25 protein-coding genes are annotated in these 25,060 nt (G+C 72.6%); 12 read left to right on the top strand and 13 right to left on the bottom strand.

The genetic code is table 11. The annotated features are described in order from the left end of the window. Positions 1 to 66: 66 nt before the first annotated feature. Together AB0E91_RS27210 and AB0E91_RS27205 are read left to right on the top strand one after the other, a co-directional pair. The gene (locus AB0E91_RS27210; RefSeq protein WP_361787199.1) at positions 67 to 1,593 is read left to right on the top strand and encodes an aldehyde dehydrogenase (NADP(+)); all 1,527 of its coding nucleotides are present in this window, start codon (positions 67 to 69) and stop codon (positions 1,591 to 1,593) included. A gap of 76 nt (positions 1,594 to 1,669) precedes the next feature. Then, positions 1,670 to 2,278, top strand: coding sequence for a DUF1349 domain-containing protein (locus tag AB0E91_RS27205; protein ID WP_361787196.1), 609 nt, complete (start codon positions 1,670 to 1,672; stop codon positions 2,276 to 2,278). Here AB0E91_RS27205 and AB0E91_RS27200 read toward each other — a convergent pair. Further along, positions 2,238 to 3,623, bottom strand: a complete 1,386-nt coding sequence (locus AB0E91_RS27200) for an MFS transporter (protein WP_361787193.1) — start codon at positions 3,621 to 3,623, stop codon at positions 2,238 to 2,240. The two genes, AB0E91_RS27205 and AB0E91_RS27200, sit on opposite strands and share 41 nt — an antisense overlap. A gap of 70 nt (positions 3,624 to 3,693) precedes the next feature. Between AB0E91_RS27200 and AB0E91_RS27195 the strand changes: the two genes are divergently transcribed. The 4 genes from AB0E91_RS27195 to AB0E91_RS27180 all read left to right on the top strand — a co-directional run bounded on the left by AB0E91_RS27195 (position 3,694) and on the right by AB0E91_RS27180 (position 7,125). After that, positions 3,694 to 4,671: a helix-turn-helix domain-containing protein gene (locus AB0E91_RS27195; RefSeq protein WP_361787190.1), complete on the top strand. Its 978-nt coding sequence runs from the start codon at positions 3,694 to 3,696 to the stop codon at positions 4,669 to 4,671. Next, the gene (locus tag AB0E91_RS27190) at positions 4,668 to 5,171 is read left to right on the top strand and encodes a GNAT family N-acetyltransferase (protein ID WP_361787187.1); all 504 of its coding nucleotides are present in this window, start codon (positions 4,668 to 4,670) and stop codon (positions 5,169 to 5,171) included. The genes AB0E91_RS27195 and AB0E91_RS27190 overlap by 4 nt, the downstream gene beginning before the upstream one ends. A 78-nt stretch (positions 5,172 to 5,249) precedes the next feature. Next, positions 5,250 to 5,966 (top strand): DsbA family oxidoreductase, encoded by a 717-nt coding sequence (locus AB0E91_RS27185; protein ID WP_361787184.1) that lies wholly within the window; start codon positions 5,250 to 5,252, stop codon positions 5,964 to 5,966. A gap of 97 nt (positions 5,967 to 6,063) precedes the next feature. Continuing rightward, the gene (locus AB0E91_RS27180) at positions 6,064 to 7,125 is read left to right on the top strand and encodes an aminotransferase class V-fold PLP-dependent enzyme (protein ID WP_361787181.1); all 1,062 of its coding nucleotides are present in this window, start codon (positions 6,064 to 6,066) and stop codon (positions 7,123 to 7,125) included. Positions 7,126 to 7,236: 111 nt separating this feature from the next. Here AB0E91_RS27180 and thpD read toward each other — a convergent pair whose 3' ends face one another. From thpD to AB0E91_RS27155, 5 genes are all read right to left on the bottom strand, one after another. Next, entirely contained in the window at positions 7,237 to 8,139 is a 903-nt protein-coding gene (thpD, locus tag AB0E91_RS27175; RefSeq protein WP_361787178.1) for an ectoine hydroxylase, read from the bottom strand. A 5-nt stretch (positions 8,140 to 8,144) separates the two neighbouring features. Next, positions 8,145 to 8,564 carry an ectoine synthase gene (locus tag AB0E91_RS27170; RefSeq protein WP_361787175.1) on the bottom strand — a complete coding sequence of 140 codons (420 nt, stop codon included), beginning with the start codon at positions 8,562 to 8,564 and terminating at the stop codon, positions 8,145 to 8,147. A gap of 52 nt (positions 8,565 to 8,616) precedes the next feature. Beyond that, entirely contained in the window at positions 8,617 to 9,888 is a 1,272-nt protein-coding gene (ectB, locus tag AB0E91_RS27165) for a diaminobutyrate--2-oxoglutarate transaminase (protein ID WP_361787172.1), read from the bottom strand. 25 nt (positions 9,889 to 9,913) lie between these two features. After that, a complete protein-coding gene (gene ectA, locus AB0E91_RS27160; protein ID WP_361787169.1) occupies positions 9,914 to 10,432 on the bottom strand; it encodes a diaminobutyrate acetyltransferase in 519 nt (172 codons plus the stop codon). 314 nt (positions 10,433 to 10,746) lie between these two features. After that, positions 10,747 to 11,847: an aminotransferase class V-fold PLP-dependent enzyme gene (locus AB0E91_RS27155; protein ID WP_361787468.1), complete on the bottom strand. Its 1,101-nt coding sequence runs from the start codon at positions 11,845 to 11,847 to the stop codon at positions 10,747 to 10,749. A gap of 196 nt (positions 11,848 to 12,043) precedes the next feature. Between AB0E91_RS27155 and AB0E91_RS27150 the strand changes: the two genes are divergently transcribed. Genes AB0E91_RS27150 through AB0E91_RS27140 form a run of 3 tightly spaced genes read left to right on the top strand, consistent with a single transcriptional unit; the run spans position 12,044 to position 14,549 of the window. Continuing rightward, a complete protein-coding gene (locus AB0E91_RS27150; RefSeq protein WP_361787166.1) occupies positions 12,044 to 12,901 on the top strand; it encodes a transporter substrate-binding domain-containing protein in 858 nt (285 codons plus the stop codon). 14 nt (positions 12,902 to 12,915) lie between these two features. Beyond that, the gene (locus AB0E91_RS27145) at positions 12,916 to 13,749 is read left to right on the top strand and encodes an amino acid ABC transporter permease (protein WP_361787163.1); all 834 of its coding nucleotides are present in this window, start codon (positions 12,916 to 12,918) and stop codon (positions 13,747 to 13,749) included. After that, positions 13,746 to 14,549 carry an amino acid ABC transporter ATP-binding protein gene (locus AB0E91_RS27140; protein WP_361787160.1) on the top strand — a complete coding sequence of 268 codons (804 nt, stop codon included), beginning with the start codon at positions 13,746 to 13,748 and terminating at the stop codon, positions 14,547 to 14,549. The genes AB0E91_RS27145 and AB0E91_RS27140 overlap by 4 nt, the downstream gene beginning before the upstream one ends. A 135-nt stretch (positions 14,550 to 14,684) precedes the next feature. Here AB0E91_RS27140 and AB0E91_RS27135 read toward each other — a convergent pair whose 3' ends face one another. Further along, positions 14,685 to 15,059 carry a VOC family protein gene (locus tag AB0E91_RS27135; RefSeq protein ID WP_361787157.1) on the bottom strand — a complete coding sequence of 125 codons (375 nt, stop codon included), beginning with the start codon at positions 15,057 to 15,059 and terminating at the stop codon, positions 14,685 to 14,687. 243 nt (positions 15,060 to 15,302) lie between these two features. Between AB0E91_RS27135 and AB0E91_RS27130 the strand changes: the two genes are divergently transcribed. Continuing rightward, a complete protein-coding gene (locus tag AB0E91_RS27130; RefSeq protein ID WP_361787154.1) occupies positions 15,303 to 16,394 on the top strand; it encodes an amidohydrolase family protein in 1,092 nt (363 codons plus the stop codon). 157 nt (positions 16,395 to 16,551) lie between these two features. Continuing rightward, positions 16,552 to 17,628: an SCO1860 family LAETG-anchored protein gene (locus tag AB0E91_RS27125; protein ID WP_361787151.1), complete on the top strand. Its 1,077-nt coding sequence runs from the start codon at positions 16,552 to 16,554 to the stop codon at positions 17,626 to 17,628. A 110-nt stretch (positions 17,629 to 17,738) separates the two neighbouring features. Here AB0E91_RS27125 and cobC read toward each other — a convergent pair whose 3' ends face one another. The 6 genes from cobC to cobM all read right to left on the bottom strand — a co-directional run bounded on the left by cobC (position 17,739) and on the right by cobM (position 24,206). Then, entirely contained in the window at positions 17,739 to 18,791 is a 1,053-nt protein-coding gene (gene cobC, locus AB0E91_RS27120; protein ID WP_361787466.1) for an Rv2231c family pyridoxal phosphate-dependent protein CobC, read from the bottom strand. Continuing rightward, positions 18,781 to 19,716, bottom strand: coding sequence for a sirohydrochlorin chelatase (locus AB0E91_RS27115; protein WP_361787148.1), 936 nt, complete (start codon positions 19,714 to 19,716; stop codon positions 18,781 to 18,783). Before AB0E91_RS27115 ends, cobC begins: the two co-directional genes overlap by 11 nt. After that, a complete protein-coding gene (locus AB0E91_RS27110) occupies positions 19,713 to 20,300 on the bottom strand; it encodes a precorrin-8X methylmutase (protein ID WP_361787145.1) in 588 nt (195 codons plus the stop codon). The genes AB0E91_RS27115 and AB0E91_RS27110 overlap by 4 nt, the downstream gene beginning before the upstream one ends. Further along, positions 20,297 to 21,991, bottom strand: coding sequence for a precorrin-3B C(17)-methyltransferase (cobJ, locus tag AB0E91_RS27105; protein WP_361787142.1), 1,695 nt, complete (start codon positions 21,989 to 21,991; stop codon positions 20,297 to 20,299). The genes AB0E91_RS27110 and cobJ overlap by 4 nt, the downstream gene beginning before the upstream one ends. Then, on the bottom strand, positions 21,988 to 23,226 hold the full coding sequence (cbiE, locus tag AB0E91_RS27100) for a precorrin-6y C5,15-methyltransferase (decarboxylating) subunit CbiE (protein ID WP_361787464.1): 1,239 nt from the start codon (positions 23,224 to 23,226) through the stop codon (positions 21,988 to 21,990). The genes cobJ and cbiE overlap by 4 nt, the downstream gene beginning before the upstream one ends. Positions 23,227 to 23,312: 86 nt before the next feature. Then, complete coding sequence (gene cobM, locus AB0E91_RS27095; RefSeq protein ID WP_361787139.1) at positions 23,313 to 24,206, bottom strand: precorrin-4 C(11)-methyltransferase; 894 nt, start codon at positions 24,204 to 24,206, stop codon at positions 23,313 to 23,315. Positions 24,207 to 24,316: 110 nt separating this feature from the next. On the opposite strand from cobM, the gene AB0E91_RS27090 reads away from it, so the two are divergent. Continuing rightward, on the top strand, positions 24,317 to 25,051 hold the full coding sequence (locus tag AB0E91_RS27090; RefSeq protein WP_161178272.1) for a ZIP family metal transporter: 735 nt from the start codon (positions 24,317 to 24,319) through the stop codon (positions 25,049 to 25,051). Positions 25,052 to 25,060: the final 9 nt, after the last annotated feature.

Here is a 25,060-nt window from a genome sequence, read left to right as displayed (position 1 = left end):
GTTCAATATAGCGAACACGGCTGATGAGCGACCTCGACCGTACGGCGTTGTCTGGAGGTATCCGCGGTGACAGCAGCACCAGTGTGGAGCGTCGACCCGCGCACCGGGAAGCGGCGGGAGCAAGTGGCGGTGGAGGCCACGGCCGAGGAGGTCGACGCGGCCGTCCGGGCCGCGCACGCCGCGCGCGGAAGCCTCGCCGACCGCACGGTCCGCGCCGCCTTCCTGCGGACGGCGGCGGACGGCCTGGAGGCGGTACGGGACCTGCTGATCGAGGTCGCCGACGCCGAGAGCGCCCTCGGTCCGGTCCGGCTCACCGGTGAACTGGCGCGTACCGCCTACCAGTTGCGGGCCTTCGCGGGTGTCGTGGACGAGGGCGCCTTCCTGGACGTGGTGATCGACCACCCCGACCCCGCCGCCGTCCCGCCGGTCCCCGACCTGCGCCGCATGAAGATCCCGCTCGGCGTGGTGGCCGTCTACGCGGCCTCCAACTTCCCCTTCGCCTTCTCCGTCGCGGGCGGCGACACCGCGAGCGCGCTCGCTGCGGGCTGCCCGGTCGTCGTCAAGGCCCACCCCGACCACCCGGCCCTGTCCGAGCTGGTCGCCAAGGTGCTGCGCCGGGCCGCCGCCGCGCACGGCCTGCCCGAGGCCGTCGTCGGCCTGGTGCACGGCTTCGACGCGGGCGTGGAGCTGATCCGGCATCCGCTGCTCTCCGCCGCCGGGTTCACCGGCTCGGTGCGCGGCGGCCGGGCCCTGTTCGACGCGGCCGCCGCCCGCCCGGTGCCGATCCCCTTCCACGGCGAACTCGGCTCGCTGAACCCGGTCGTGGTGACCGAGGCGGCCGCCGCCGAGCGCGGCGGTGAGATCGGTCTGGGCCTGGCCGGGTCCATGACGCTCGGCGTCGGCCAGTTCTGCGTCAAGCCGGGCCTGGTGCTGGTGCCTTCCGGTGCTTCCGGCGACGGCCTGGTCAAGGCGCTCGTGGACGCGGTGAGCGACACCGACGCCGGGGTGATGCTCGACCCCCGGATGCGGGACGCCTTCGTCGCGGGCGTCGCCGAGCGCGCGGCGCTGCCCGGCGTCGAGTCCCCGGTCACCCCGGGCGCGGGCGGCCCGCACACGGTCAGCGCGGGCTTCCTCACCGTCCCGGCGGCCGAACTGGCGGAAGAGGCATACGAGTTGCTCCTGGAGGAGTGCTTCGGCCCGGTCACCGTGGTCGCGCGCTACGAGAACCCGGACCAACTGGCCGCCGTCCTCGCCCGGTTGCCGGGCAGTCTCACCGCGACCGTGCAGTTGTCCTCGGCGGAAGCCGCGGGCGAGGGAGGCGCGGCGGACCTCCTCGCCCGACTCGCCCCGCTCGCGGGCCGGTTGGTGGTCGACGGCTGGCCGACCGGTGTCGCTGTCGCCCCGGCCCAGCACCACGGCGGCCCCTACCCGGCGACCACCTCCACCTCGACCTCGGTCGGCGGCACGGCGATCGAGCGGTGGCTGCGCCCGGTGGCGTACCAGAACACCCCGGAGCCGCTGCTGCCGTTGGAGCTGCGGGACGGCAACCCCCTTGGTATTCCCCGCCGTTGCGACGGCGTGAGGGAGAGCTGAGGAGCGGCCCGGTTCTTCACGAACGGAGTCCGGGAACCCCTCGGGCTCCGGCCCCGTCCCCTGCGAGAATCCCCGGATGGACATAGCCCTTCCCGAACTCCCTTTCCCCTTGCGGACCTACGGGCCGGACGGCCACTGGGTCCACGAGGACGGCGTGCTCTCCGGCTGGGCCGGAGCCCGTCAGGACCGGTTCGTCACCCCGACCGGGGAGGCCCTGGACCCCGCCTCCGACGCGCCCCGGCTGCTCGGGGCGCCCGAGGGCGACTTCCAGCTGATCGCCCGGGTCACCGTCGGTTTCAACACCTCGTTCGACGCCGGGGCGCTCTACGTCCACGTCGGCGACCGGGCCTGGGCCAAGCTCTGTCTGGAGTACTCCCCGAACGTGGCCACCGTGTGCACGGTGGTCACCCGGGGGCACTCCGACGACGCCAACTCCTTCACGGTGAGCGGAAGTTCGGTCTGGCTCCGGCTGAGCCGCACCGGCCGCGCGCTCGCCTTCCACGCCTCCCGCGACGGTGAACGCTGGACCTTCGTCCGCCTGTTCACCCTGGGCGACGAGAAGGAGACCTCCGACGCCCTGGTCGGCTTCATGACCCAGTCGCCGCTCGGCGGGGGCTGCGTGGTCACCTACGACCACCTGGAGTTCAGACCCCAGTGGCCGGACGACCTGCGAGACGGAAGCTGAGCGCGAGGGCCACGAGCAGCGCGGCCACGCAGACGGCCAGGCCCGTGCGCAGCCCGGTCACGAAGCCGCCCGCCATCAGCGCGCCGAACACCGCGATCCCGAGCCCGCCGGACACCTGCCGAGCCGCGTTGAGCACCCCCGCCGCGAGCCCGGCCCGTCCGGCGGGCACCGCGTCCAGCATCACCGCCGTCAGCGCCGGGATGGCCAGCGCGCAGCCCAGCGCCAGCGGCACCAGGAGCAGCGCGGCCTCGAAGGCAGGCGTCGCCGTGCCGACCCCGAGCAGCCCCAGCAGGCCCACCACGGAGAGCGCGAGGCCCGCGATCATCGGCACCCGGGGCCCGTAGCGGCCGGTCAGCTTGCCCGAGACCAGGTTCGTCACCGCGATCACCCCGGTCATCGGCAGGAACATCAGCCCGGCGTACAGCGCCGAACGGCCCTGCACCTGCTGGAAGAAGAGCGAGAAGACGAACAGGACGCCGTAGAACGCCACGCTGCACGCCGCCCCCGCCGCGACCGCCGCGCGCACCGCCCGGTCGCGGAACATCCCCAGCGGGACCACCGGATGCGCCCGCCGCCTCTCCACCCGGACGAACACCACCGCCGCGACCACCGCCACCGCGAGCGCCACCGCGCCGGTCGTACCGCCCTCGATCACCGCGAAGGTCACACCCGTCAGGGCGAGCGCCGCCGCGGCCTGCCCGGGCAGGTCCAGCGGTGCCGGACGGCGCGTGGAGCGCGGGGCGCGCAGCAGCAGGACCAGCGCCACCGCGCCCACCGGCAGGTTGACGAAGAAGATGCCCCGCCAGCCCCAGGCCGTGGTCAGCGCGCCACCCGCCACCGGGCCCAGGGCCAGCGCGGTCGAACCCCCGGCCGCCCACACGGCCACCGCCCGGGCCCGGCGCGCCGCGTCCGCGTACGCCTCGCGCACCAGGGACAGCGACGCGGGCAGCACCACGGCCGCCGCCGCGCCCTGCGCCACCCGGGCACCGGTCAGGACCGCGAGGTCCGGCGCGAAGCCGCAGGCCGCCGAGGCCAGCGTGAACACCGCGATACCGATGCCGTACGCCCGGCTCGCCCCGACCCGGTCGGCGAAGGCGCCGGTGGAGAGCATCAGGGCCGCGAACGGGAGGGTGTAGGCGTCCACCACCCACTGCAGTCCGCGCAGTCCGCCGCCGAGGCCGGAACCGATGGCGGGGAGGGCGACGTTCACGATCGAGGCGTCGAGGGTGATCAGCGCCGAGCCGAGGAGAGCGGCGGCCAGGGCGAGGGCGGGCGCCGTCCGCCGCTCCAACGGGCCGTCCGAGAGGGCAGGTTGGAGAGGGGTGAGGGTCTTGTTCAGGGGCATGCCTCCAGCTTGCGGATCACGCGGCGCATACAGTAGTGGCCTGATTGCCATACGTCCGGAGGTTCTGGCCATGATCCGAGTCGTCGTCATCGCCGCCCCGCCCGTGTCGATGTTCAACCTGGCCATCCCGGACCTGCTCTTCGGCAAGGTCGAGGTGGCGGGCGGACGCGGCTACGAGGTCGTCGTCTGCGCGCCGGACCCGGGCCCGGTGGTCACCACCGGCGGCCTCGAACTCACCGTGCCGCACGGTCTGGAGGCGCTGCGCGAGGCGCACACCGTGCTCGTCGCGGGCACCGGCGAGACGTACGAGCCCGACCCGCGCGTGGTCGCCGCGCTGCGCGAGGCCGCCGACGCGGGCACCCGCATCGCCTCCATCTGCACCGGCGCCTTCTCCCTCGCCAAGGCCGGACTCCTCGACGGCCGCCGCGCCACCACCTACTGGGCGCACGCCGACGAGATGCGCCGCCGCCACCCCGCCATCGCCTTCGAGGGCGACGTGCTCTACACCGAGGACGGCCAGTTCCTCACCTCCAGCGGCTACGCCGCCGGAATCGACCTGTGTCTGCACATCGTCCGCACCGACTACGGCGCCGCCGTCGCCAACGAGGTCGCCCGGCGCGCCCTCGTCGCACCCGTACGGCCGGGCGGGCAGACCCAGTTCACCCACACCCCGCTGCCGCCCGAGCGCGGCACCGCCTGCGCCGACGTGCGCGGCTGGGCCATGCGCAACCTCGACAAGCCGCTCACCCTCACCGACCTCGCCCGCCACTCCGGCGTCAGCGTGCGCACCCTCACCCGCCGTTTCCACGCCGAGAGCGGGGTCAGCCCCCTCCAGTGGCTCCTGCACCAGCGCGTCGAACGGGCCAGGGAACTCCTGGAGACCACCACCCTGCCCATGGACCAGGTGGCCACCGCCTGCGGCCTCGGCACCGCCGACTCGCTGCGCGCCCATGTCGTCCGCCGCACCGGACTGACCCCCAGTGCCTACCGCGCCCAGTTCCGCCGGTACGCAACCGTGCCCGCCGGGGCCACGTCCTCCCCGGCATGATCAGTGAACGAGCAGACGGTGCCCTGGTGATCCGCCCGGCCGAGCCCGCCGAGGCCGGGACGATCGCCGCACTGCACGAACGCGCCCGCTCCACCTACTACCCCGGCGGCCTGCCGCCCGCCGACTTCGACTGGACGGACTCCTGGCGCGCCTCCATTGAGCGGCCCGACGGCCGGGTCCTGTGCGGAGTCCAGGACGGCCGGATCGTCGCCATCGCCTCCTTCCGCACCCCCGAGGGCGCGCCCGCGGAGAAGGTCAAGCTGTTTCAGTTCCACGTCGACCCCGACCACTGGCGTGCGGGACTCGGCACCGCCCTGCACGCCGCCTGCGTGGAGCGCTGGCTGGCCGACGGCAAGCGGGTCGCCGTGCTCGACGTGCACGTGGACAACAAGCGCGCCCAGTCCTTCTACGCCCGCCACGGCTGGGTGCCCGACCCCGGGAACCCGCCCGCCGAGGGCGACCACCACCTCTTCCTGCGCTGGACCCCGCCCGGGGAATGAACCCCGCTGCTTGAACGTTCACGTACCGGGTGGGGAGAGCCTCCGCCCCGTACGAACGAACCGAAGAGAGCCCGAAGAATGCGCGTCGAGATCTGGAGCGACATCGCCTGCCCTTGGTGCTACGTAGGAAAGGCACGCTTCGAGAAGGCGCTCGCCGCCTTCCCGCACCGCGACGACGTCGAGGTCGTGCACCGCTCCTTCGAGCTGGACCCCGGCCGCGCCAAGGGCGACGTCCAGCCCGTGCTCACCATGCTCACCAAGAAGTACGGCATGAGCGAGGCCCAGGCCGAGGCCGGCGAGGACAACCTCGGTGCCCAGGCCGGCGCCGAGGGCCTGCCCTACCGCACCCGGGGCCGCGACCACGGCAACACTTTCGACATGCACCGCCTGCTGCACTTCGCCAAGGAGCAGGGCAAGCAGGACGAGCTGCTCGCGCTGCTGTACCGGGCCAACTTCGCCGAGGAGCGGTCCGTCTTCACCGAGGGCGACGAGCGCCTCGTGGAGCTGGCCGGGCAGGCGGGCCTGGACCCCGAGGCCGCCCGCAAGGTCCTCGCCGACCCCACCGCCTACGCCGACGAGGTCCGCGCCGACGAGCGCGAGGCCGCCCAGCTCGGCGCCAACGGTGTCCCCTTCTTCGTCCTCGACCGCGCCTACGGCGTCTCCGGCGCCCAGCCCGCCGAGGTCTTCACCCAGGCGCTCACCCAGGCGTGGGACGCCCGCTCCCCGCTCACCGTGGTCGGCCAGGACGACGCCGACACGTGCGGCCCGGACGGGTGCGCGGTGCCGCAGAAGTAGGAAACCGCAGGTGGGAGGCGATCCATAAGGATTGCTGAGAGACACCGCGTAAAAAGACGCGATGGACGGTGACTCCATGGGGACGCACAGTGGACCCATGGAGACCACGGAGACGTTCGACCGCCTCGTCCGCGCCGAGTTCACCCCCGCAGGCACCTACCTCAACACGGCGAGCAACTCACTGCTGCCCGCCCGTACCGTCACCGCCCTGCACGAGGCGGCGCTGCTGCGGGCGCGGGGGGTCCCGCTGAACTCGCTCTTCGAGGACGTGGAGGCGTGCCGGGCCGCCTACGCCCGGCTCGCCCACGTCCCCGTCGAACGCGTCGCGGCGGGCGCCTCGGTCGCCGCGCACACCGGCGTGATCGCCGCCTCCCTGCCGCCGGGCGCCGAAGTCCTCACCGCCGAGGGCGACTTCACCTCCGTACTCAACCCGTTCCACGTCCGCGGCGACCTCAAGGTGCGCGAGGTCCCCGTGGAGCGGATCGCGGAGTCCGTCCGCCCGGAGACCGACCTCGTCGCGGTCAGCGCCGTCCAGTCCGCCGACGGACTGATCGCCGACCTGCCCGCACTGCGCGAGGCCGCCCGCGACCACGGCGCCCGCACCTACGTCGACTTCTCCCAGGGTGCGGGCTGGCTCCCGATGGACGCGGGGGAGTGGGACTTCAGCGCCTCCGTGGCCTACAAGTGGCTGCTCGGCCCGAACGGCATCGCCTTCCTCGTCCTGCCCGAGGACTTCGGCGGCCTCACCCCGCTCCTTGCCGGCTGGGTCGCGGGCGAGCGTCCCTGGGACAGCTGCTACGGCCCCGTCACCGAACTCGCCCACTCCGCGCGGCGGTTCGACCTCACCCACGCGCTGCTCGGCTACGCGGGACTGCGGCGCTCCTTCGAACTCATCGAGGAACTCGGCGTGTCCGCGATCCACTCCCACAACACGGCCCTCGCCGACCGCTATCGCGCGGGCGTTGCCTCCCTCGGCCACGAGCCGCTGCCCTCGTCCGGCTCCGCGATCGTCTCGGTGCCCGGACTCGGGGACCGGCAGCCGGAGTTGAGCCGCGCGGGCATCGAGGTCTCCGCCCGGGCGGGCAACCTGCGCGCCGCCTTCCACCTGTACAACACCGAGGCGGACGTGGACCGGCTGCTGGACGCGCTCTCCGACTGACCTTTTCAAGTCCCTCCCTTTCAAGTCCCTGTCTCCGCACGGGACATGACCGGGCCGGAGCCTCCCGTCCCACAACAAGGAGGCCCCGGCCCGGGGACTGGGGGAGCGCGGTTACCGCACGGGCGTGAAGTCCCGCGCCCCGATGTACTCCGGCCTGCGCACGGGCGCCGCGAACGGCTCCACCGCCGTGTTCTCCACGCTGTTGAACACGATGAAGACGTTGCTGCGCGGGAACGGCGTGATGTTGTCGCCGGAGCCGTGCATGCAGTTGCAGTCGAACCAGGTGGCCGAGCCGGGCCTGCCGGTGAAGAGCCGGATGCCGTGCTCGCCCGCCATGCGGGTCAGCGCCTCGCCGGACGGGGTGCCCGCGTCCTGCATCCGGAGCGACTTCTTGTAGTTGTCCTTGGGCGTCGCACCCGCGCAGCCCAGGAACGTCCGGTGCGAGCCCGGCATGATCATCAGGCCGCCGTTGGTGTCGAAGTTCTCGGTCAGCGCGATCGAGACCGACACCGTGCGCATCCGGGGCAGCCCGTCCTCGGCGTGCCAGGTCTCGAAGTCGGAGTGCCAGTAGAAGCCGCTCGCGCCGAACCCGGGCTTGACGTTGATCCGGGACTGGTGGACGTACACGTCCGAGCCGAGGATCTGCCGGGCCCGCCCGACCACGCGCTCGTCGCTCACCAGGTTCGCGAACAGCTCGCTGAGCCGGTGGACCTCGAAGACCGAGCGGATCTCCTTCGAGCGGGGCTCCACGATCGCCCGGTCGTCGGCCCGGATCACCGGGTCGGCGACCAGCCGCTCCAGCTCCCGCCGGTACACCTCGACCTCGGCCGGGGTGATCAGCTGGTCCACGCCCAGGAAGCCGTCGCGCTCGTACCCCTCCAGGTCGGCCGCGGGGATCGGGCCGTAGGCGCCGGGGGCGCTCCAGACGACCGGGTCCTTGCGCGGGACGGCCACTTCGGCGACGGCACGGCTCGGGTAGAGATCGGTGACGGGGGCGGTGGGGGCCTGGGTCATGGGGATCACACCTCCTCGGGTTCGGTGAGCTCGGGTTCGGTGAGCAGGGGGTAGACGCCGTTCTCGTCGTGGTCCTCCCGCCCGGTCACCGGCGGGTTGAACACGCAGAGACAGCGGAAGTCCTCCTTGACGCGCAGCGTGTGCCGCTCGTGTCCGTCGAGGAGGTACATCGTGCCGGGGGTGATCGTGTACGTCTCCCCGGTCTCGTGGTCGGTCAGTTCGGCCTCGCCCTCGGTGCAGACGACGGCCTCGATGTGGTTCGCGTACCACATCGACGTCTCGGTTCCCGCGTACAGGACGGTCTCGTGCAGGGAGAAGCCGACGCGCTCCTTGGCGAGCACGATCCGCTTGCTCTCCCAGGTGCCGGACCTGGCCCGTACGTGGCGGTCGGTGTCCTCGATGTCCTTGAACGATCGGACGATCACGGGTGGGTGCCTCCTGTTGTCACGTGTCGGCGGCGGTCTCGTGGTCTTTTGCTCAGGCGGTCTCGCGTACGGCGCGGGCGAGGATGCTCATGCCCTCGTCCAGCTCCTCCGGGGTGATCGTGAGCGCGGGCAGCAGCTTGACGACCTCGCTCTCGGGGCCCGACGTCTCGATGAGCAGCCCGAGTTCGAAGGCGCGGGCGGCTACCCGTCCGGCCCGCTCCTTGTCGTGGAACTCCAGGCCCCAGACCAGTCCGCGCCCCCGGTAGTCCTTCACGGCGGCCCGGTTCTCCTCGGCCATGGAGACCAGCTCCCGCTCGACGCGCTCGCCCCGGGCGCGGGTCTGCTTCTCCATGGCGGCACCGTCGGCCCAGTACGTCTCCAGCGCGGCGGTCGCGGTGACGAACGCCGGGTTGTTGCCGCGGAACGTGCCGTTGTGCTCGCCCGGCTCCCAGATGTCCAGCTCCGGCCGGAACAGGCACAGCGACATCGGCAGTCCGTAGCCGCTGATGGACTTGGACACGGTGACGATGTCGGGGACGATGCCCGCCTCCTCGAAGGAGAAGAACGCGCCCGTGCGCCCGCAGCCCATCTGGATGTCGTCGACGATCAGCAGCATGTCCTGCCGCTCGCACAACTCCTTGAGCGCGCGCAGCCATTCGGGCCGGGCGACGTTGATGCCGCCCTCGCCCTGCACGGTCTCCACGATCACGGCGGCGGGCTTGTTCAGCCCCGACCCCTGGTCCTCCAGGAGCCGCTCGAACCACAGGAAGTCCGGGACCTGCCCGTCGAAGTAGTTGTCGAACGGCATCGGCGTGCCGTGCACCAGCGGAACGCCCGCCCCGGCCCGCTTGAAGGCGTTGCCGGTGACCGCGAGCGAGCCGAGCGACATGCCGTGGAACGCGTTGGTGAACGACACGATCGCCTCGCGCCCCTTCACCTTCCGGGCAAGCTTCAGCGCGGACTCCACCGCGTTGGTGCCGGTCGGCCCCGGGAACATGACCTTGTACGGCAACTCGCGCGGGCCGAGCACCAGTTCCTGGAAGGTGCGCAGGAACGACCGCTTGGCCGTGGTCGACATGTCCAGGCCGTGGGTCACGCCGTCCCGGGCCAGATAGTCGATCAACGCCCGTTTGAGGACCGGGTTGTTGTGGCCGTAGTTGAGTGATCCGGCCCCGGCGAAGAAGTCGAGCCAGGCGCGGCCGTCCTCGTCGTACATCCGGCTGCCCCGCGCCTGGTCGAACACGGTGGGCCAGCCGCGGCAGTAGCTGCGCACCTCGGACTCGACGGTCTCGAACACGCTCAGGTCGGGCTGGGTGATGGTCACGGTGATTCGCTCCTCGGTGCGGCGTTCAGTGGGCCGGGGTGGGCGTCAACGGGCCTATGCGGTACAGGACTTCGGGGTCGTGCGGACCGTCCGGGAACAGCTCGGCGGGGAACAGCGTCTCGCGCTCCGGCCGCACGCCGTGCCGGGCGGCGAACGAGGCGAACAGCCGCTCGGAGGCGGTGTTCCCGGGGGTGATCGTGGTCTCCACGCCGGTGATCCCCCGCTCGGCGGCCAGCCGTGCGGTCAGCCCGTCCAGCAGCGCGGCGGCGATCCCGCGCCCCCGCTGGGCGTCGTCGACGGCCACCTGCCAGACGAGCAGGGTGTGCGGACGGTCGGGCCGTACGTAACCGGTCACGAAGCCGACCGGCTCGCCGTCCGCGCCGCGTGCCACCGCCGAGGTGCCGGCGAAGTCCCGGCACCACAGCAGATAGCTGTACGAGGAGTTCAGGTCGAGGTTTTTCGATTCCTTGGCGAGACGCCAGAGAGCGGCTCCGTCGGCCACCGCCGGTCTGTCGACGATCAGGTCTGCGGGTGCTGCGGTCATGCGGCACGAATTTAGCGAGGTGAATGCGCGAATGCACGGCCGTGGAGTCGGTTGTGTACGACCGGGTCGGCGATATGCCTGGTTTGACCTGGGGTAAAACGGCACAAAACGGGGCTCGCTGTGTGGTGTGTCACAGTGCGAAAAGCCGCCCGTTTTTCGTCTTGTTTAGCCTTGCAAAAAGCGGGCAGGCGAAAAGCCGGAGTCTGTTCCATGGAATTCGGAGAGAATGAGAGACAATTGGGCGGCCATGAAAGGCCGCGAAAAAGGCGGCCTGCGCGAATTCGCGCAGGCCGCCGTCGGAAAGGGAGTGCCGGTCAGTGCCAGGCTTCTCCGGCCGCCCGCAGGGCACCCTCCGGGTCCACCGCGAGCCCCTGCCCGGCCAGCGCCGCGCCCAGCGCCGTCAGCGAACGGCGCACCGCGTCCAGGGTCGCGTCGGGGCCGTAGTGGTTGACCCGGACCATCTCCTTGGCCAGCGCGCCGCCCCCGGCGGCCAGCGGCAGCCCCGGGTCCGCGCGCAGCGCCTCGGCCACCAGCTCGGCGGCCACCACCTGCTCCGGCACCCGCAGCGTCGTCGCCACCGGGGCCGCGTCCCGCGCGTCGTGGACGTACGGCTCCAGGCCGCCGCGCAGCGCGGTCGCGCCCGCCCGCGTGGCCCGCGCGGCCGCCCGGTGCCGGGCCATCACCGTCTCCGCGCCGTCCGCCTCGATGCGCTCCAGGCACGCCTCCAGGGCCAGCATCTCCAGCTGTGCCGGGGCGTGCGGCAGCACCGCGCGGCCCGCGTCGATCCAGCGCTCCTTCCAGTCCAGCAGGGACAGATAGGAGCGGCGCGGGGCGTGCGGGTTGGCGGCCATCCGGGCCCAGGCGCGCTCGCTCACCGAGATCGCGGACACCCCGGCCGGGCCGCCCATCGCCTTCTGCGCCCCGATCACACACAGGTCCACGCCCCATGCGTCCGGCAGCACCGGCTCCGCGCCGACCGAGGCGACCGCGTCCAGATAGAAGAGGGCGCCGTGCTCCCGCACGACCTCACCGATCTCGGCGACCGGGTTGGTGTTGCCGGTCGCCGCCTCGGCGTGCACCAGGGACACGAAGTCGATCTCCGGGTGCTCGGCGAACGCCTCCCGGATCTGCTCGGCGGTGACGGCCGCGTGGAAGGGGACCGCGAGATCGTGCACGGTGGCGCCGCTGTCGCGCAGCCAGTTGCCGAAGGTCTGGCCGTACGGACCCGTGATCACGTTCAGGGCGACCGTGCCGGGCCCCGCGGCGGAGCGGATCGCGCCCTCCAGCGGCAGCAGCGCCTCGCCCTGGGTGATCAGCACGTCCTGCCGGGTCTCCAGCAGCCCGGCCACCTGGTCCTCGATGGCGGCGAACCGCGCGGCGGTCAGCGGGGGCAGGTCGAGGAAGGGGTGGGTCACGGGGGTGCTCTCTTCGCTCACGAGGTCCACGGGGCCGGCCGGAGGCCGACGGTGACGAGGGTAACTCGCGGCCTCCATGCCCCTTTGACCGGCGACTTCTCAGGCCGAACGGCCCAAAGGCCATCGGTTTGATTTGAGAGACCCAAACCTCTCCTTATAATCAGAACCTACAGTTCCCCCACAGGGAGATCCCCCCATGAAAACGCTCCTCGGGCGCCGGACCCGTCTTCTGGCCGCCGCCACCGCTGCGGCCGCGATCGCGCTCGTCGCGGGCTGCTCCTCGTCGAACGGCGGCGGGAGCGGCAAGACCACCGTCAAGGGGGTCCACCTCGTCAAGGCCGGTCAGCTGACCGTCTGCACCCATCTGCCCTACCCGCCGTTCCAGTCGGTGATCGACGGCAAGGTGCAGGGCTTCGACGTCTCCCTGATCGACCTGGCCGCCAAGGACCTGGGCGTCAAGCAGGAGATCCTCGACACGCCGTTCGAGAACTTCAAGACCGGCGCGTTCCTCAACTCCGGCCAGTGCGACCTGGCCGCGGCGGGCATGACGATCACCGACGAGCGCAAGAAGAACGTCGACTTCTCCGACCCGTACTTCGAGGCCACCCAGGCCGTCCTGGTCGGCAAGAACAGCGGCCTGAAGTCCTTCGAGGACATCAAGGCGCAGCACAAGCAGCTCGGCGCCCAGGCGCAGACCACCGGTGAGGACTACGCGAAGGGCAAGGGCTTCGACCCGGTCTCCTTCCACTCCTCCGACGCGCTCCTCAACGGCCTGCGCACCAACCAGGTCCAGGCGATCATCGTCGACTACCCGGTGGTCCAGAGCTGGCTGAAGAACAAGGCCAACGCCGACGCCTTCAAGGTCGTCGGCAACCTCAAGACCGGCGAGCAGTACGGCTTCACGGTGAAGAAGGGCAACACCGCCCTGCTCACCGTCATCAACGAGCAGCTCGCCAAGGCCAAGTCCGACGGCACCTACAAGAAGATCTACGAGAAGTGGATCGGCCCGTACGACGCCTCGGCCGCCTCCCCGGCCGCGACGCCCTCCTCCTGAATCCCGCTGACTCCATGACCGACACGGACACCCGTATCCAACCGAAGAAGCAGGGCCTGACCCGCCGCCAGCGCCGGCGGGTCTCGCGCGGCGCGCAGTACGCCGTCTTCGTCGCCGCCGTACTCGCCTTCGCGTTCTCGGCGGACTGGGGGCGGCTGCAGAACCAGTTCCTGCAACTGCCCATCGCCGAGCAGATGTTCCCGGACGTCATCACCCTGGCGCTCAAGAACACCGTGCTCTACACCCTGTCCGGCTTCGTCGTCGGACTCGGTCTCGGCATCGTCATCGCCCTGATGCGGCTGTCCTCGGTGGCGCCCTACCGCTGGGTCGCCGGGATCTACATCGAGATCTTCCGCGGCCTGCCCGCCCTGCTGATCTTCATCTTCGTGGGCGTCGGCGTGCCGCTGGCCTTCCCGAACGTGCAGTATCCGGGCGGTACTTACGGCAAGGTCGCCGTCGCGCTCGGACTCGTCTCCGCCGCCTACATGGCCGAGACGATCCGCGCGGGCATCCAGGCCGTGCCCAAGGGGCAGATGGAGGCGGCCCGTTCGCTGGGCTTCTCGCCCGCGCGGGCCATGATCTCGATCATCATCCCGCAGGCGTTCCGCATCATCCTGCCGCCACTGACCAACGAACTCGTCCTGCTCTTCAAGGACTCCTCGCTGGTGCTGTTCCTCGGCGTCACCCTGGAGGAGCGCGAACTGTCCAAGTTCGGCAACGACTTGGCCAGCACCACCGCCAACTCCACGCCGATCCTGGTGGCCGGCCTGTGCTATCTGCTGGTCACGGTCCCGCTCGGCTTCGTCGTGCGGCGCATGGAGTCCAGGTCCCAGGAGGCGATCCGGTGAGCACCCCCGAGATCCGTATCGAGGGGCTGCACAAGTCCTTCGGCGACAACCACGTCCTGCGCGGCGTCGACCTGGAGATCGGCCAGGGCGAGGTGGTCTGTGTCATCGGGCCCTCCGGCTCCGGCAAGTCCACGCTGCTGCGCTGCGTCAACCTGCTCGAAGAGCCCAGCGACGGCAAGGTCTTCGTCGGCGGCACCGAGCTGACCGACCCGGACGTCGACCTCGACGCCGTACGCCGCCGTATCGGCATGGTCTTCCAGCAGTTCAACCTCTTCCCGCACCTGAGCGTCACCGAGAACCTCACGCTGCCCCAGCGCCGGGTCCTCGGGCGGGACAAGGCGACGGCCGCGCGGATCGCCGCCGAGAACCTGGCCCGCGTGGGCCTCGCGGAGAAGGCCGACGCCCACCCGGGCGCCCTCTCCGGCGGCCAGCAGCAGCGCGTGGCCATCGCCCGCGCGCTCGCCATGGGCCCCGAGGTGATGCTCTTCGACGAGCCGACCTCCGCGCTCGACCCGGAGCTCGTCGGCGACGTACTCGCGGTCATGCGCGGGCTCGCCGAGGAGGGCATGACCATGATGGTCGTCACCCACGAGATGACCTTCGCCCGCGAGGTCGCCGACCGCGTCGTCTTCATGGACGGCGGCGTCATCGTCGAGGAGGGCACCCCCGAGCAGGTCATCGGCAACCCCCGCAACGAACGCACCCGCCACTTCCTCTCCCGCGTCCTCGACCCGGCGATGGCCGAGGTGGAGGAGACGGACGGGCCGGTGGGGGCGGGTCCGGAGAAGACCGGCTCCTGACGGCCGCGATGGCCCCGATGGCCGCGATGGCCGCGATGTGACACCGGCCCGGCCGGGCACCCCTGTGCGGGTGCCCGGCCGTTCCATGTCCGCCTGCGGTACGGGGTCTGCGTCCGCTTGCGATGTGGCGTCCGCTTACAGATACGGGCGCGTGATCAGCTCGATCGCGTGCCCGGCGGGGTCCTTGAAGTACACCCCGCGCCCGCCGTGCTCGTGGTTGATCTCGCCAGGGCGCCGCATCTGCGGATCGGCCCAGTGCGTGACGCCCTGCTCGCACAGCCACCGGTACGCCCGGTCGAACAGCTCGTCGTCGACCAGGAACGCGTAGTGCTGCATCTGGATCTCCACCGGCGGCTCCGCGAACTGGAGCAGCACCCCGTCGGTGAGCTGGATGTTGAGGAACGGCCCCCAGGACGGAGCTTCGGGAAGCTCCAGCAGCTCCCGGAAGAAGCGCGCGGACTCGTCCCTGTCCTTGGCGGCGATGATGGTGTGGTTGAACGTGACTGTCATACGGCTGACCTCGCTGTGGTCCGGCACGGAGAAAAGGGATGCTCGGTGCTCGGGCGCGGGGAGGTCCGCGGGACGGGTGGCGGGGATGCGCTGTGCGGGGGTGTGTGCGGCGCACACGTGTGGCGATCAGCTACCCACCGGGTCGCCTGTCCGTGAGTGGCCCGCCAGGGCCGGTCCGGTGTTCACGCCGAGGACGTTACCGGACCTGCCGCGCCGCCGGGAAGGCGGTTTAAGGTGCCGTACATGAGCGATCAGGCGGTGCTGCACGTCAGGGGACGGGTGCTCGCGGGACCCGAGGACGTCCGGGACGAGCTGTGGGTGGTCGGGGGGCGGGTCACCTACGACCGTCCCGTGGGCGCCGGGGACGTGACGACCGTGTCGGGGTGGGCGCTGCCCGGCCTGGTCGACGCGCACTGCCATGTGGGGCTCGGCGCGGAGGGGCCCGTGGACGCCGAGACCGCCGAGAAGCAGGCGCTGACCGACCGGGAGACCGGGACCCTGCTGATCCGCGACGCCGGTTCGCCCTCGGACACCCGCTGGATCGACGACCGCGACGACCTGCCGAAGATCATCCGCGCCGGGCGGCACATCGCCCGTACCCGCCGCTACATCCGGGGCTACGCCCACGAGATCGAGCCCGAGGACCTCGTCGCCTACGTCCGCCAGGAGGCCCGGCGCGGGGACGGCTGGGTCAAGCTGGTCGGTGACTGGATCGACCGCGACCTCGGTGACCTGACCCCCTGCTGGCCGCGCGAGGCAGTCGCGGCGGGCATCGCCGAGGCCCATCGGCAGGGCGCCCGCGTCACCGCGCACTGCTTCGCGGAGAGTTCGCTGCGCGACCTGGTGGAGTCCGGCATCGACTGCGTCGAACACGCCACCGGCCTCACCCCCGAGCTGATCCCGCTCTTCGTCGAGCACGGGGTGGCGATCGTCCCGACCCTGGTCAACATCGCGACCTTCCCGCGCCTGGCCGCAGGGGGCGACACCAAGTTCCCCCGGTGGTCCGCACATATGCGCCGCCTCCATGAACGCCGCTACGACACTGTGCGCGACGCCTATGACGCCGGGATCGCGGTGTACGTCGGCACCGACGCGGGCGGCTCGCTGCCCCACGGTCTGGTCGCGGCGGAGGTCGAGGAACTCGTCACCGCGGGCATCCCGCCCCTGGCCGCGCTCTCCGCGACCAGCTGGGGCGCCCGCGCCTGGCTCGGCCGCCCCAGCCTCGAAGAGGGCGCGCCCGCCGATCTCGTCGTCTACGAGTCCGACCCCCGCGCCGATGTACGAGTACTGGCCGCCCCGCGTCGCGTGGTGTTGAACGGGCGAGTCACGCAGTGACCTGCCGGGGCGTGGGAGAACTCCTGTGCCCCAGGAATCGAAGAGGAGTGCGGGAACTCCACGATGGAGTGAAGTAACCCAGGATTGCTGACCGTTCACCCACAGTGCGTAAAAGTTGACGCGTCCCAAGCAAGTTCCTTCTCGGGAGCCCACCGCCTTGAACAGCCTCAACTTCCGCATGCCCGCACGCCGTCTGGCCGCCGTCGCGACCGTCACCGCCCTCACCGCAGGTCCCGCGGTCCTGGGCGCGGGCACCGCGCACGCCACCGGCCGGCACGGTCACGCCTCCGCCGTCGTCCTGCGCACCGGGCTCGATGTGTCCCTGCTCCACAAGTCCCTCGACGTCCCGCTCGAGGTCAGCCTCAACGAGGTCGAGGCGCCCGGCGACGCCGACCGCACGGCGCTCACGGCCCGGCTGGACGGGGTGAACGACGGCCGGCCCTTCTCCGTCCTCGGCGCGGAGGTCGCCCAGGCCCGCGCGACCGCCACGGCGGAGCGCGCGGAGGGCTCCGTACGGCTGGTCCACGCCCGCGTGCACGTCCCCGGCCTCCCGCTGCTCTCCCTCATCGAGGTCGGCACGGTCACCGCCCGCGCCACCTGCGAGGCGGGGGAGCGGCCGGAGGCCAGGGCGAACGTCCTCGGCGGCGTCACCGTCCTCGGCAAGCACGTGAACCTCACGGCGGGCGGCCCCTCCGTGGTCAAGGTCCCCGGCGTCGGCGAGGTCCGCCTCGACCTCTCCCAGCGCCGCACCACCTCCCGCACGGCCGCCGCAACCGCCCTCGAACTCAAGGTCTCCGTCAACCCGTTGAGGCTGAACGTCGCGGAGGTCGAGGGCACGGTGACGCTGGCGAAGGCCACCTGCGAGACGCCTCGCGGCGGCGGATGGGGCGGCGGCGGTCACGGGGGCGGCCCCGGTGGCGGCGGCCACGACGACGGCGACGACGGCCAGGTCCCGCCGCAGACGGACGAGCCCGGCGACGACTCGGAGCCGACCCAGAGCACACCCCCGAGCGACGGCGGCACCGCCCCGGGCACCAAGCCCACCCCGCCTTCCGACACCGGCTCACCCGCCCCCGCCAAGCCCGCCAACGACGTGAAGCCCCAGGGCGGCACGAAGAGCGACCTCGCGGAAACGGGCGCGAGCTCGTCGACGCCGTACCTGGCGGGCGGCGCGCTGGCGCTGCTGCTGCTCGGCGGGGGAGCGGCGGTCGTGGCGCGGCGCCGAAGGGGCTGAGCAACGGGGGCGCTCTCTGAGCGAGTTGGCCCGGGGCCGCCGAGTGAATCGGCGGTCCCGGGCCATGTGTTCCGGAATACGGCCTCGGTGACGTCAGCGGTCAATGCCGCTCAGCTCAAGGCAGTCCCGAGTGCCGTCAGGAACCCCGTCGTCGTGGCCGCGTCGCGTACCGCCACCCGTATCCACTCCGGCCCGAGGCCGGGGAAGGTGTCGCCGCGGCGGACCGCGTAGCCCAAGTCCCGCAGCCGCGACCGTACATCGACGGCGCCGGGAATCCGGGCCAGCACGAACGGCCCCTCCGCGGGACCGGCCACCTGTACGCCCTGCTCCGCCAGTCCCTTGATCAGGAACTCCCGGTGCACGGCGATCTGCCGCGCGGCCGCTTCCGCCTCGGCGGCAGCCCGGGGCGAAACGCACGCCCGGGCCGCCACCAGTGCCGGCGTGGAGACCGCCCACAGGGGCTGGGCCCGCTCCAGTTGCGAGACGATCTCCGGCTCCGCGAGTACGTAGCCGATCCGCAGCCCCGCGAGCCCCCATGTCTTGGTGAGGCTTCGCAGCACCACGAGGCCGGGCACGTCGCAGCGCCCGGCCAGGGATTCCCGTTCGCCCGGGACCGCGTCCATGAACGCCTCGTCCACGACGAGCGTCCGCCCCGGCCGGGCGAGCCGCAGCAGTGCGGACGCCGGGTGCAGTACGGAGGTCGGGTTGGTCGGGTTGCCGGCGACCACCAGGTCCGCGTCCTCGGGGACGAGTTCGGGGGCCAGTCGGAAGCCGTCCCGCTCGCGGAGGAGGACACGGTCGACGGTGTGGCCCGCGTCCCGCAGCGCCGCCTCCGGCTCGGTGAACTGGGGGTGCACGACCACCGGGCGCCGTACCTTCAGCGCCCGCGCCAGCAGGACGAACGCCTCGGCCGCCCCGGCGGTCAGCAGGACCCGTTCCACCGGTACGCCGTGCCGCGCGGCGACCGCCGCCCACGCGGCACGGCCGTCCGGGTAGGCCGCGAGAGAGGACAGGGACGCGGCGATCTCCTCGCGGAGCCACGGCGGGGGCGTCCCCGTGCGGACGTTGACCGCAAGGTCGACCAGGGCCGCCCCGTCGTCGCGGACCTCGGCGTCCCCGTGATGCCGGAGGTCCAGGCTGCCGCCGCCCTCCTCAGTGCGCATGGCTGTGGGTGTGGCCGCCATGGTGGTGATGCCCAGGTCCGTGCCCGTGTCCATGTTCGTCGGCCCCATCGTCGTCCGGATGGAAGTGCGGCTGCTGGGGCAGCCCCACCTTGTCCTCGAAGCCCGGCAGCGCGATCCGGTACACGCACGAGTCGCAGTTCATCCGCAGATCCCCCCGCACCGCCTCCTCGTACCGCTCCAGCACCAGGTCGAGCAGCTCCGGCTCCGGTCCGATGACCTCGGCGGAGCGCACCTCGGTCTCCGGGTGCGCGGCGGCCCACTCCTCGGTCTGGCGCCGTACGCGGTCCGGGAGGATGCCGGTGAACAGGAAGTACGGCAGGACGACGATCCGCCGCGCCCCCAGCCGGGCGCACCGGTCGAGCCCGCTCGGCACGTCCGGCGCCGCGAGCGAGACGAACGCCGTCTCGACGGCGGCGTATCCACGCCCCTCCCACAGCAGCCGGGCCGCCTTGCACACCTCGGCGTTGGCGTCCGGGTCGGTGGAGCCGCGCCCCACGAGGAGCACGGTGACGTCGCCGCGGTCGGTGCCCGCGAGGGCTTCGTCCAGGTGTCGCTCCAGCACGCGCAGCAGGGCGGGGTGCGGGCCGAGGGGGCGGCCGTAGGTGTACGAGATGCCCGGGTGCCGTTCCTTCTCGCGGGCCAGCGCGGCGGGGATGTCGCCCTTCGCGTGCCCGGCGGAGACCAGCATCAGCGGCACGGCCGCGAACTTCCGAACGCCCCGCTCGACCAGCTCGGCGACGGCATCGCCGAGCGGGGGCGGGGACAGCTCGATGAAGCCGCCCGCCACGGGCAGTTCGGGACGACGGCGGCCCAACTCCCTTACGAAGTCACGGAAGGCCTCGGCTCCGGCCTCGTCCCGGGTGCCGTGTCCGGCGACGAGCAGGGCGGGCGGCTGGGTGGTCACTGTTTCTCCTCGGGGGAAATCGGTTGGTACAGCAGGGCGTTGAGCGCGGCGGCGGCCACCGCCGAACCGCCCTTCTCGGAAACGTTGCTCACGGCGGGCAGCCCGCTCGCGCGCAGCGCCTCCTTGGACTCGGTCGCGCCGACGAAGCCGACGGGCAGACCGATGACGAGCGCCGGATCGGCGTCCAGGGTCAGCAGCTCCTCCAGAGCGGTCGGCGCACAGCCGATCACCCACAGGGCGCCGGGCCCGACCTCCTCGTACGCGAGCCGCACGGCATGAGCCGAACGGGTAAGTGAAGGGCCCGACTTGGCGTCGCGCAGACGGCAGACCGTCTCGCGCCGGGTGATCCCCGCCGCGACCATCTCCACGTCGACGACGACGGGTGCGCCCGCGTGCAGCGCGGCATGTCCGCGTACGAGGTCGGCCTCGGCCATGACGAGATCGGTCGCGTAGTCGAGGTCGGCGGCGGAGTGGATCACCCGCTCCACCACCGCCCTGGTCAGCAAGGGCAGTTCGGAGGTGTCCAGGCGGGCGCGCAGCCGCCGGAAGGACTCCTGCTCGATGGGATGGACCACACGGTTCACCGGGCACCCTCCTCGGCGCTCGCCTGCCAGCGGTAGCCGCGCGGGGTCACCATGCGCCCGGCGATCTCCCGGGTCGCGGTGTTGCCCACGGTCACCACGGTCATCATGTCCACGGACGCCGGGTCCAGGGCGGCCAGCGTGGTCACCCGGCTCGACTCGTCGGGACGGGAGGCGTTGCGGACCACGCCGACCGGCGTCGTCGGCGCCCGGTGCTCCGCCAAGGTGGCCAGCGCCTTGGGGAGTTGCCAGTCACGGCCACGCGAACGCGGGTTGTAGAAGGTCACCACGAGGTCCGACTCGGCCGCCGCGCGCACCCGCCGCTCGATGACCTCCCACGGCGTGTGCAGGTCGGACAGGCTGATCGACACATGGTCGTGGCCCAGCGGCGCCCCGAGCAGCGCCCCGGCCGCCAGCGCCGCCGTCACCCCGGGCACGCCCACCACGTCGATGTCGTCGGACGCCTCCGCGAGCGCCGGGGACGCCATCGCGTACACCCCCGCGTCCCCGCTCCCGATCAACGCGACCGCGTGGCCCGCACGGGCCTCCGTGACGGCCGTACGCGCCCGCTCCTCCTCCGCGCCGAGCCCCGACTCCAGCACCCGCGTGCCCGGACGCAGCAGATCGCGGATCTGGTCCACGTACTGGTCGAGCCCCACCAGCACGGAGGCGCGCCGGAGTTCGGCCACCGCGCGCGGGGTGAGCAGATCCCGGGCGCCGGGACCGAGCCCCACCACCGCGAGCCGCCCGCGCGCGGGACGCCGTACGACCGCACAGGTCGCCATCGCCGGACTGCCCGCCGACTTCCGCTTGGGCACGAGGAGTTCACCCCCGCCGAGCAGCGCGGCCGCCTCCGCCACGGACGGCGTGCCGACCGCCGCGAGCGGCGCGTCGGACGGGTTCGGCACGGCGACCGACGCCAACTCCTCGGCCGGGTAAGCGATCAGAGGTACGCCCAACCGCTCGGCGGCACCCACCAGCCCCGGTTCCTCCGACTTGGCGTCCACCGTGGCGAGTTGTGCCACCGACCGCACCGAGAGCCCCGCCTCCGAGAGCGTGGACTCGATCAGCTCCAGTACCTCTTCCACGGGCGCACCCCGCGAGGCGCCCACCCCGACCACCAGCGACGGCGGCCGCAACAGCACTTCGCGCGGCCCCGGTTCGAGCGCGCGGTCGGTGAGCCGTACCGTGTACGCCCCGCGCTCCGCCACCGGCAACGGAGGCAGCGGCCACGCCAACTCGGCCTCCAGAGCCACCGGTTCACCGTCCAGGAGCGCCCGCGACACCGCCGCCACCGCGCCCTCGCAGGGCAGGCCGAGCGTGTCGAGACCGGCCACACCCACCGCGTCCGTGGCCGTCGTCACCACCGGCTCCGCGCCCAGCAACTCACCTACCTCACGGGCGAGTTCATTGGCGCCTCCCGCGTGCCCGCCGAGCAGCGACACCGCGAACCGGCCGCCCTCGTCCACGCACACCACACCCGGATCGGCCGCTTTGTCCCCGATCAGCGGCGCGACCAGACGGACCACCGCACCCGTCGCCAGGAAGCACACCAGCTGCTCGCACTCCGCGAACGCGGTCCGCACCGCGTCGCCCACCGGGCCCTCGTACACCCGGGTACGGTCCGGCCACGCGGCCGCCAGCCGGTCCCGGGCCGCCGCCCCCGCCGAGGTGGCGGAAATCAGGCCGATCACTGAACTGCTCCTTCGTTCGGCCGGGAGGCGCGCTCGCCCCACAGCAGGAAAACGGGGTTGGTGGCCGCGAGCCGGGTCACGTCACCGGGCAGCGGCGCGAGCCGTGAGGACTGCAACAGCACGCCGGCGCAGCCGAATCCGGCCCGCGCGAGGGCCGCGCGCGCCTCGGGCACCCGGTCCAGCGCGGCCATCGCGACCACGACCACGCGCCGGGCCCGCCGCGCGCACGCCTCCACCACGGCGCCCAGCTCACGGCCCCCGCCGCCGACGAACACCGCGTCGGGGTCGTCGGCCAGGGCGGCCAGGGCCTCCGGAGCCGTGCCGTGCACCACGGACACGTCCACGTCATGGGCGCGCGCGTTGGCCCGGACCCGCTCGCAGCCGTCCTCGGTCTTCTCCACCGCGACCACGGCCGCGCCCAGCCGCGCGCACTCCACCGCCACCGAGCCCGACCCCGCGCCCACGTCCCACACCAGGTCACCGGGGCGCGGCCCGAGCCGGGCCAGCGCCAGCGCGCGCACCTCGAACTTGGTGATCATCGAGTCCCGGTGCGCGAACGCGTCCTCCTCCAGGGCCCAGCGGCCGGGGCCTGGAGCCGGGCCCGCCATCGTGCGCGGACCGCGTGGCGCCCGGGACTCGTCCAGGCACAGCACCACGTTCACCGCCGTGCCCCAGTTCCGCCGGGCGGCCTCGGCGGGCGTCACCCGCTCCACCCGCTCGTACTCCGGCTCACCGAGGTCGCTCACCACGACCAGCGTCCGCCCGCTGCCGGCCAGCCGGGCACCCAGCTCGGCCGGTCCGGACCCGGGCCCGGTCAGCACGGCCACCTTCGGATACGCCCGGCACAGCTGCACCGCCGTACGCGGATCACGCCCGTGCGCGCTCACCACCACCGCGTCGTCCCAGGTCAGCCCGAGCCGCGCGAACGCGCCCGCCACCGAGGACACCCCGGGCCGTACGTCCAGCCGCTCCGGACCGAACCGCTCGGCCAGCACGCGGACGATCCCGAAGAAACCGGGGTCGCCGGAGGCCAGCACGACCACTGGGAGGTCCTTGGCCAGGGTCTTGGCGATCGCGTCGAGGGCGGGGGACAGGGGGCCGAGCGCGATGCGCTGGACGTCCTCGGGGAGGCCGGCGGCGTCCAGGTGGCGTTGGCCGCCGATCACCAGGGCGGCCTTGGCGAGGGCGTCGGTGGAGAGGGGGGCGCCGGTGCCGGTGCCGACGACCGTGATCAGCGGGGCGCCCGTGCCCGTGTCCGCGCCCGTACCCGCGCCCCTGTCCGTGGCCGTGCCCGTGAGGGGCGGCGTTTCCGCGTCCCGCGTCAACTGCTCGCCCCCCGCTCCCGCAGCGCCCGCCGCGCCTCCGGGTCCGCCTTGCGGAAGCCGTGGAAGTGGCCGGGGTGGTAGAGGTGTGAGCGGGTGCCCTGGGCGTCCAGGGCCGGGCCGACCAGGAAGAGCGTGTGCTTCCACAGCCGGTGCTCCTTGACCGTCTCCTCCAGCGTGCTGATGGTGCAGCGCACCACCAGTTCCTCCGGCCAGGTCACCTGATGGGCGACCACCACCGGTGTGCTCGTCGGATAACCGCCCTCCAGCAGCTCCCGCACCAGCTGGCCGCTGCGTGCCGCCGACAGGAACACCGCCATGGTCGTACCGTGCCGGGCGAACTCCCGTACCTCCTCGCCCGGCGGCATCGGCGTCTTGCCGCCGCCGAGCCGGGTCAGGATGACCGACTGCGCCACCTCGGGGATCGTCAGCTCGCGCCCCGCGAGCGCGGCCACCGCCGAGAACGACGACACCCCCGGCACGATCTCCGTCGCGATCCCGATCTCCGTACACCGGTCCAGCTGCTCCTGGGTGCCGCCCCACAGGGCCGGATCGCCCGAGTGGACGCGGGCCACCCTGAGCCCCTCGGCCAGGGCACGCCGGTAGACGGCCACCACGTCCTCCAGGGACAGCGTGGCCGAGTCCAGGATCTCCGCGTCCGCGCGCGCGTGCTCCAGGACCTCTGCCCGGACCAGGCTCGCCGCCCAGATCACCACGTCGGCCTCGGCGATCGCGCGGGCGGCGCGGAAGGTCAGCAGATCGGCGGCACCGGGACCGGCACCGACGAAGGTCACCTTGCCGGTGGCGGGGGCGGCGGCGGGGGGCCCGGCCACGGGAGCGGCCTGCGACGCGTCCTGCGGCGCGGCTTGGGGCTCGGCTTGGGGCTCGGCCATGAGGAAAGGTCCTCTCGTACGAAAAGAAGTGAGCGAAATGTCAGGGTCTGGGGAGGTTTCACAGGCGTCGGATGTGCGCGGAGGGCCCTTCATCGGATACGAAGGTCGTTATGGCGGTCCTCGTCGCGCTCGGCGCGTTTTTGATGACGCTGGCCGGCGGCTGGACGGCACAGCGTGTGACCGACCGTCGCCACCTGGTGCTGGGCCTGGCAGGCGGCCTGATGCTGGGCGTGGTCGGCCTCGACCTGCTGCCGGAGGCGCTGCGCGCGGCCGGCCGCGAGGTCTTCGGCGTACCCGCCGCCCTGCTCCTCTTCGTCGGCGGATTCCTGCTGGCCCATCTGGTGGAACGTCTCCTCGCCGCACGCCAGGCCGCGCACGGCGGGGAGGAGCACGACCGCCACCGGGCCCCCGAGGTCGGCCTCACGGCCGCCGCCGCGATGGTCGGCCACAGCCTCATGGACGGCGTCGCGATCGGCGCGGCCTTCCAGGTCGGCGGCGGCATGGGCCTCTCCGTCGCCCTCGCCGTCATCGCGCACGACTTCGCCGACGGCTTCAACACCTTCACCATCACGAGCCTCTACGGCAACGCCCGCCGCCGTGCCGTCGCCATGCTCGTCGCCGACGCCTGCGCACCCATGCTGGGCGCCCTGTCCACGGTCTTCGTGCACATCCCCGAGCCCCTGCTCGGCGGCTACCTCGGCCTCTTCAGCGGCGCCCTCCTCTACCTCGCCGCCGCGGAGATCCTGCCGGAGGCCCACCACGACCACCCCGCCCGCTCGACGCTGCTGTGCACGGTGGCGGGCGCGGCGTTCATCTGGCTGGTGGTGGGGCTGTCGGGCGGCTGACACCGCCCG

Origin of the sequence: Streptomyces sp. NPDC026659, from assembly GCF_040638245.1 — a bacterium.
Classification (GTDB): Bacteria; Actinomycetota; Actinomycetes; order Streptomycetales; family Streptomycetaceae; genus Streptomyces.
Note: the sequence above shows the minus strand (reverse complement) of the source record. Positions and strands in the feature narration are given on the sequence as shown.

What these genes read in the sequence shown, in the direction of transcription:
- AB0E91_RS27205 (WP_361787196.1), top strand. Translation starts at nt 1,670, where the DNA reads ATGGACATAGCCCTTCCCGAACTCCCTTTCCCCTTGCGGACCTACGGG.
- AB0E91_RS27200 (WP_361787193.1), bottom strand. Translation starts at nt 3,623, where the DNA reads ATGCCCCTGAACAAGACCCTCACCCCTCTCCAACCTGCCCTCTCGGAC.
- AB0E91_RS27195 (WP_361787190.1), top strand. Translation starts at nt 3,694, where the DNA reads ATGATCCGAGTCGTCGTCATCGCCGCCCCGCCCGTGTCGATGTTCAAC.
- AB0E91_RS27190 (WP_361787187.1), top strand. Translation starts at nt 4,668, where the DNA reads ATGATCAGTGAACGAGCAGACGGTGCCCTGGTGATCCGCCCGGCCGAG.
- AB0E91_RS27185 (WP_361787184.1), top strand. Translation starts at nt 5,250, where the DNA reads ATGCGCGTCGAGATCTGGAGCGACATCGCCTGCCCTTGGTGCTACGTA.
- AB0E91_RS27180 (WP_361787181.1), top strand. Translation starts at nt 6,064, where the DNA reads ATGGAGACCACGGAGACGTTCGACCGCCTCGTCCGCGCCGAGTTCACC.
- thpD (WP_361787178.1), bottom strand. Translation starts at nt 8,139, where the DNA reads ATGACCCAGGCCCCCACCGCCCCCGTCACCGATCTCTACCCGAGCCGT.
- ectA (WP_361787169.1), bottom strand. Translation starts at nt 10,432, where the DNA reads ATGACCGCAGCACCCGCAGACCTGATCGTCGACAGACCGGCGGTGGCC.
- AB0E91_RS27150 (WP_361787166.1), top strand. Translation starts at nt 12,044, where the DNA reads ATGAAAACGCTCCTCGGGCGCCGGACCCGTCTTCTGGCCGCCGCCACC.
- AB0E91_RS27145 (WP_361787163.1), top strand. Translation starts at nt 12,916, where the DNA reads ATGACCGACACGGACACCCGTATCCAACCGAAGAAGCAGGGCCTGACC.
- AB0E91_RS27135 (WP_361787157.1), bottom strand. Translation starts at nt 15,059, where the DNA reads ATGACAGTCACGTTCAACCACACCATCATCGCCGCCAAGGACAGGGAC.
- AB0E91_RS27130 (WP_361787154.1), top strand. Translation starts at nt 15,303, where the DNA reads ATGAGCGATCAGGCGGTGCTGCACGTCAGGGGACGGGTGCTCGCGGGA.
- cobC (WP_361787466.1), bottom strand. Translation starts at nt 18,791, where the DNA reads ATGCGCACTGAGGAGGGCGGCGGCAGCCTGGACCTCCGGCATCACGGG.
- cobM (WP_361787139.1), bottom strand. Translation starts at nt 24,206, where the DNA reads ATGGCCGAGCCCCAAGCCGAGCCCCAAGCCGCGCCGCAGGACGCGTCG.
- AB0E91_RS27090 (WP_161178272.1), top strand. Translation starts at nt 24,317, where the DNA reads ATGGCGGTCCTCGTCGCGCTCGGCGCGTTTTTGATGACGCTGGCCGGC.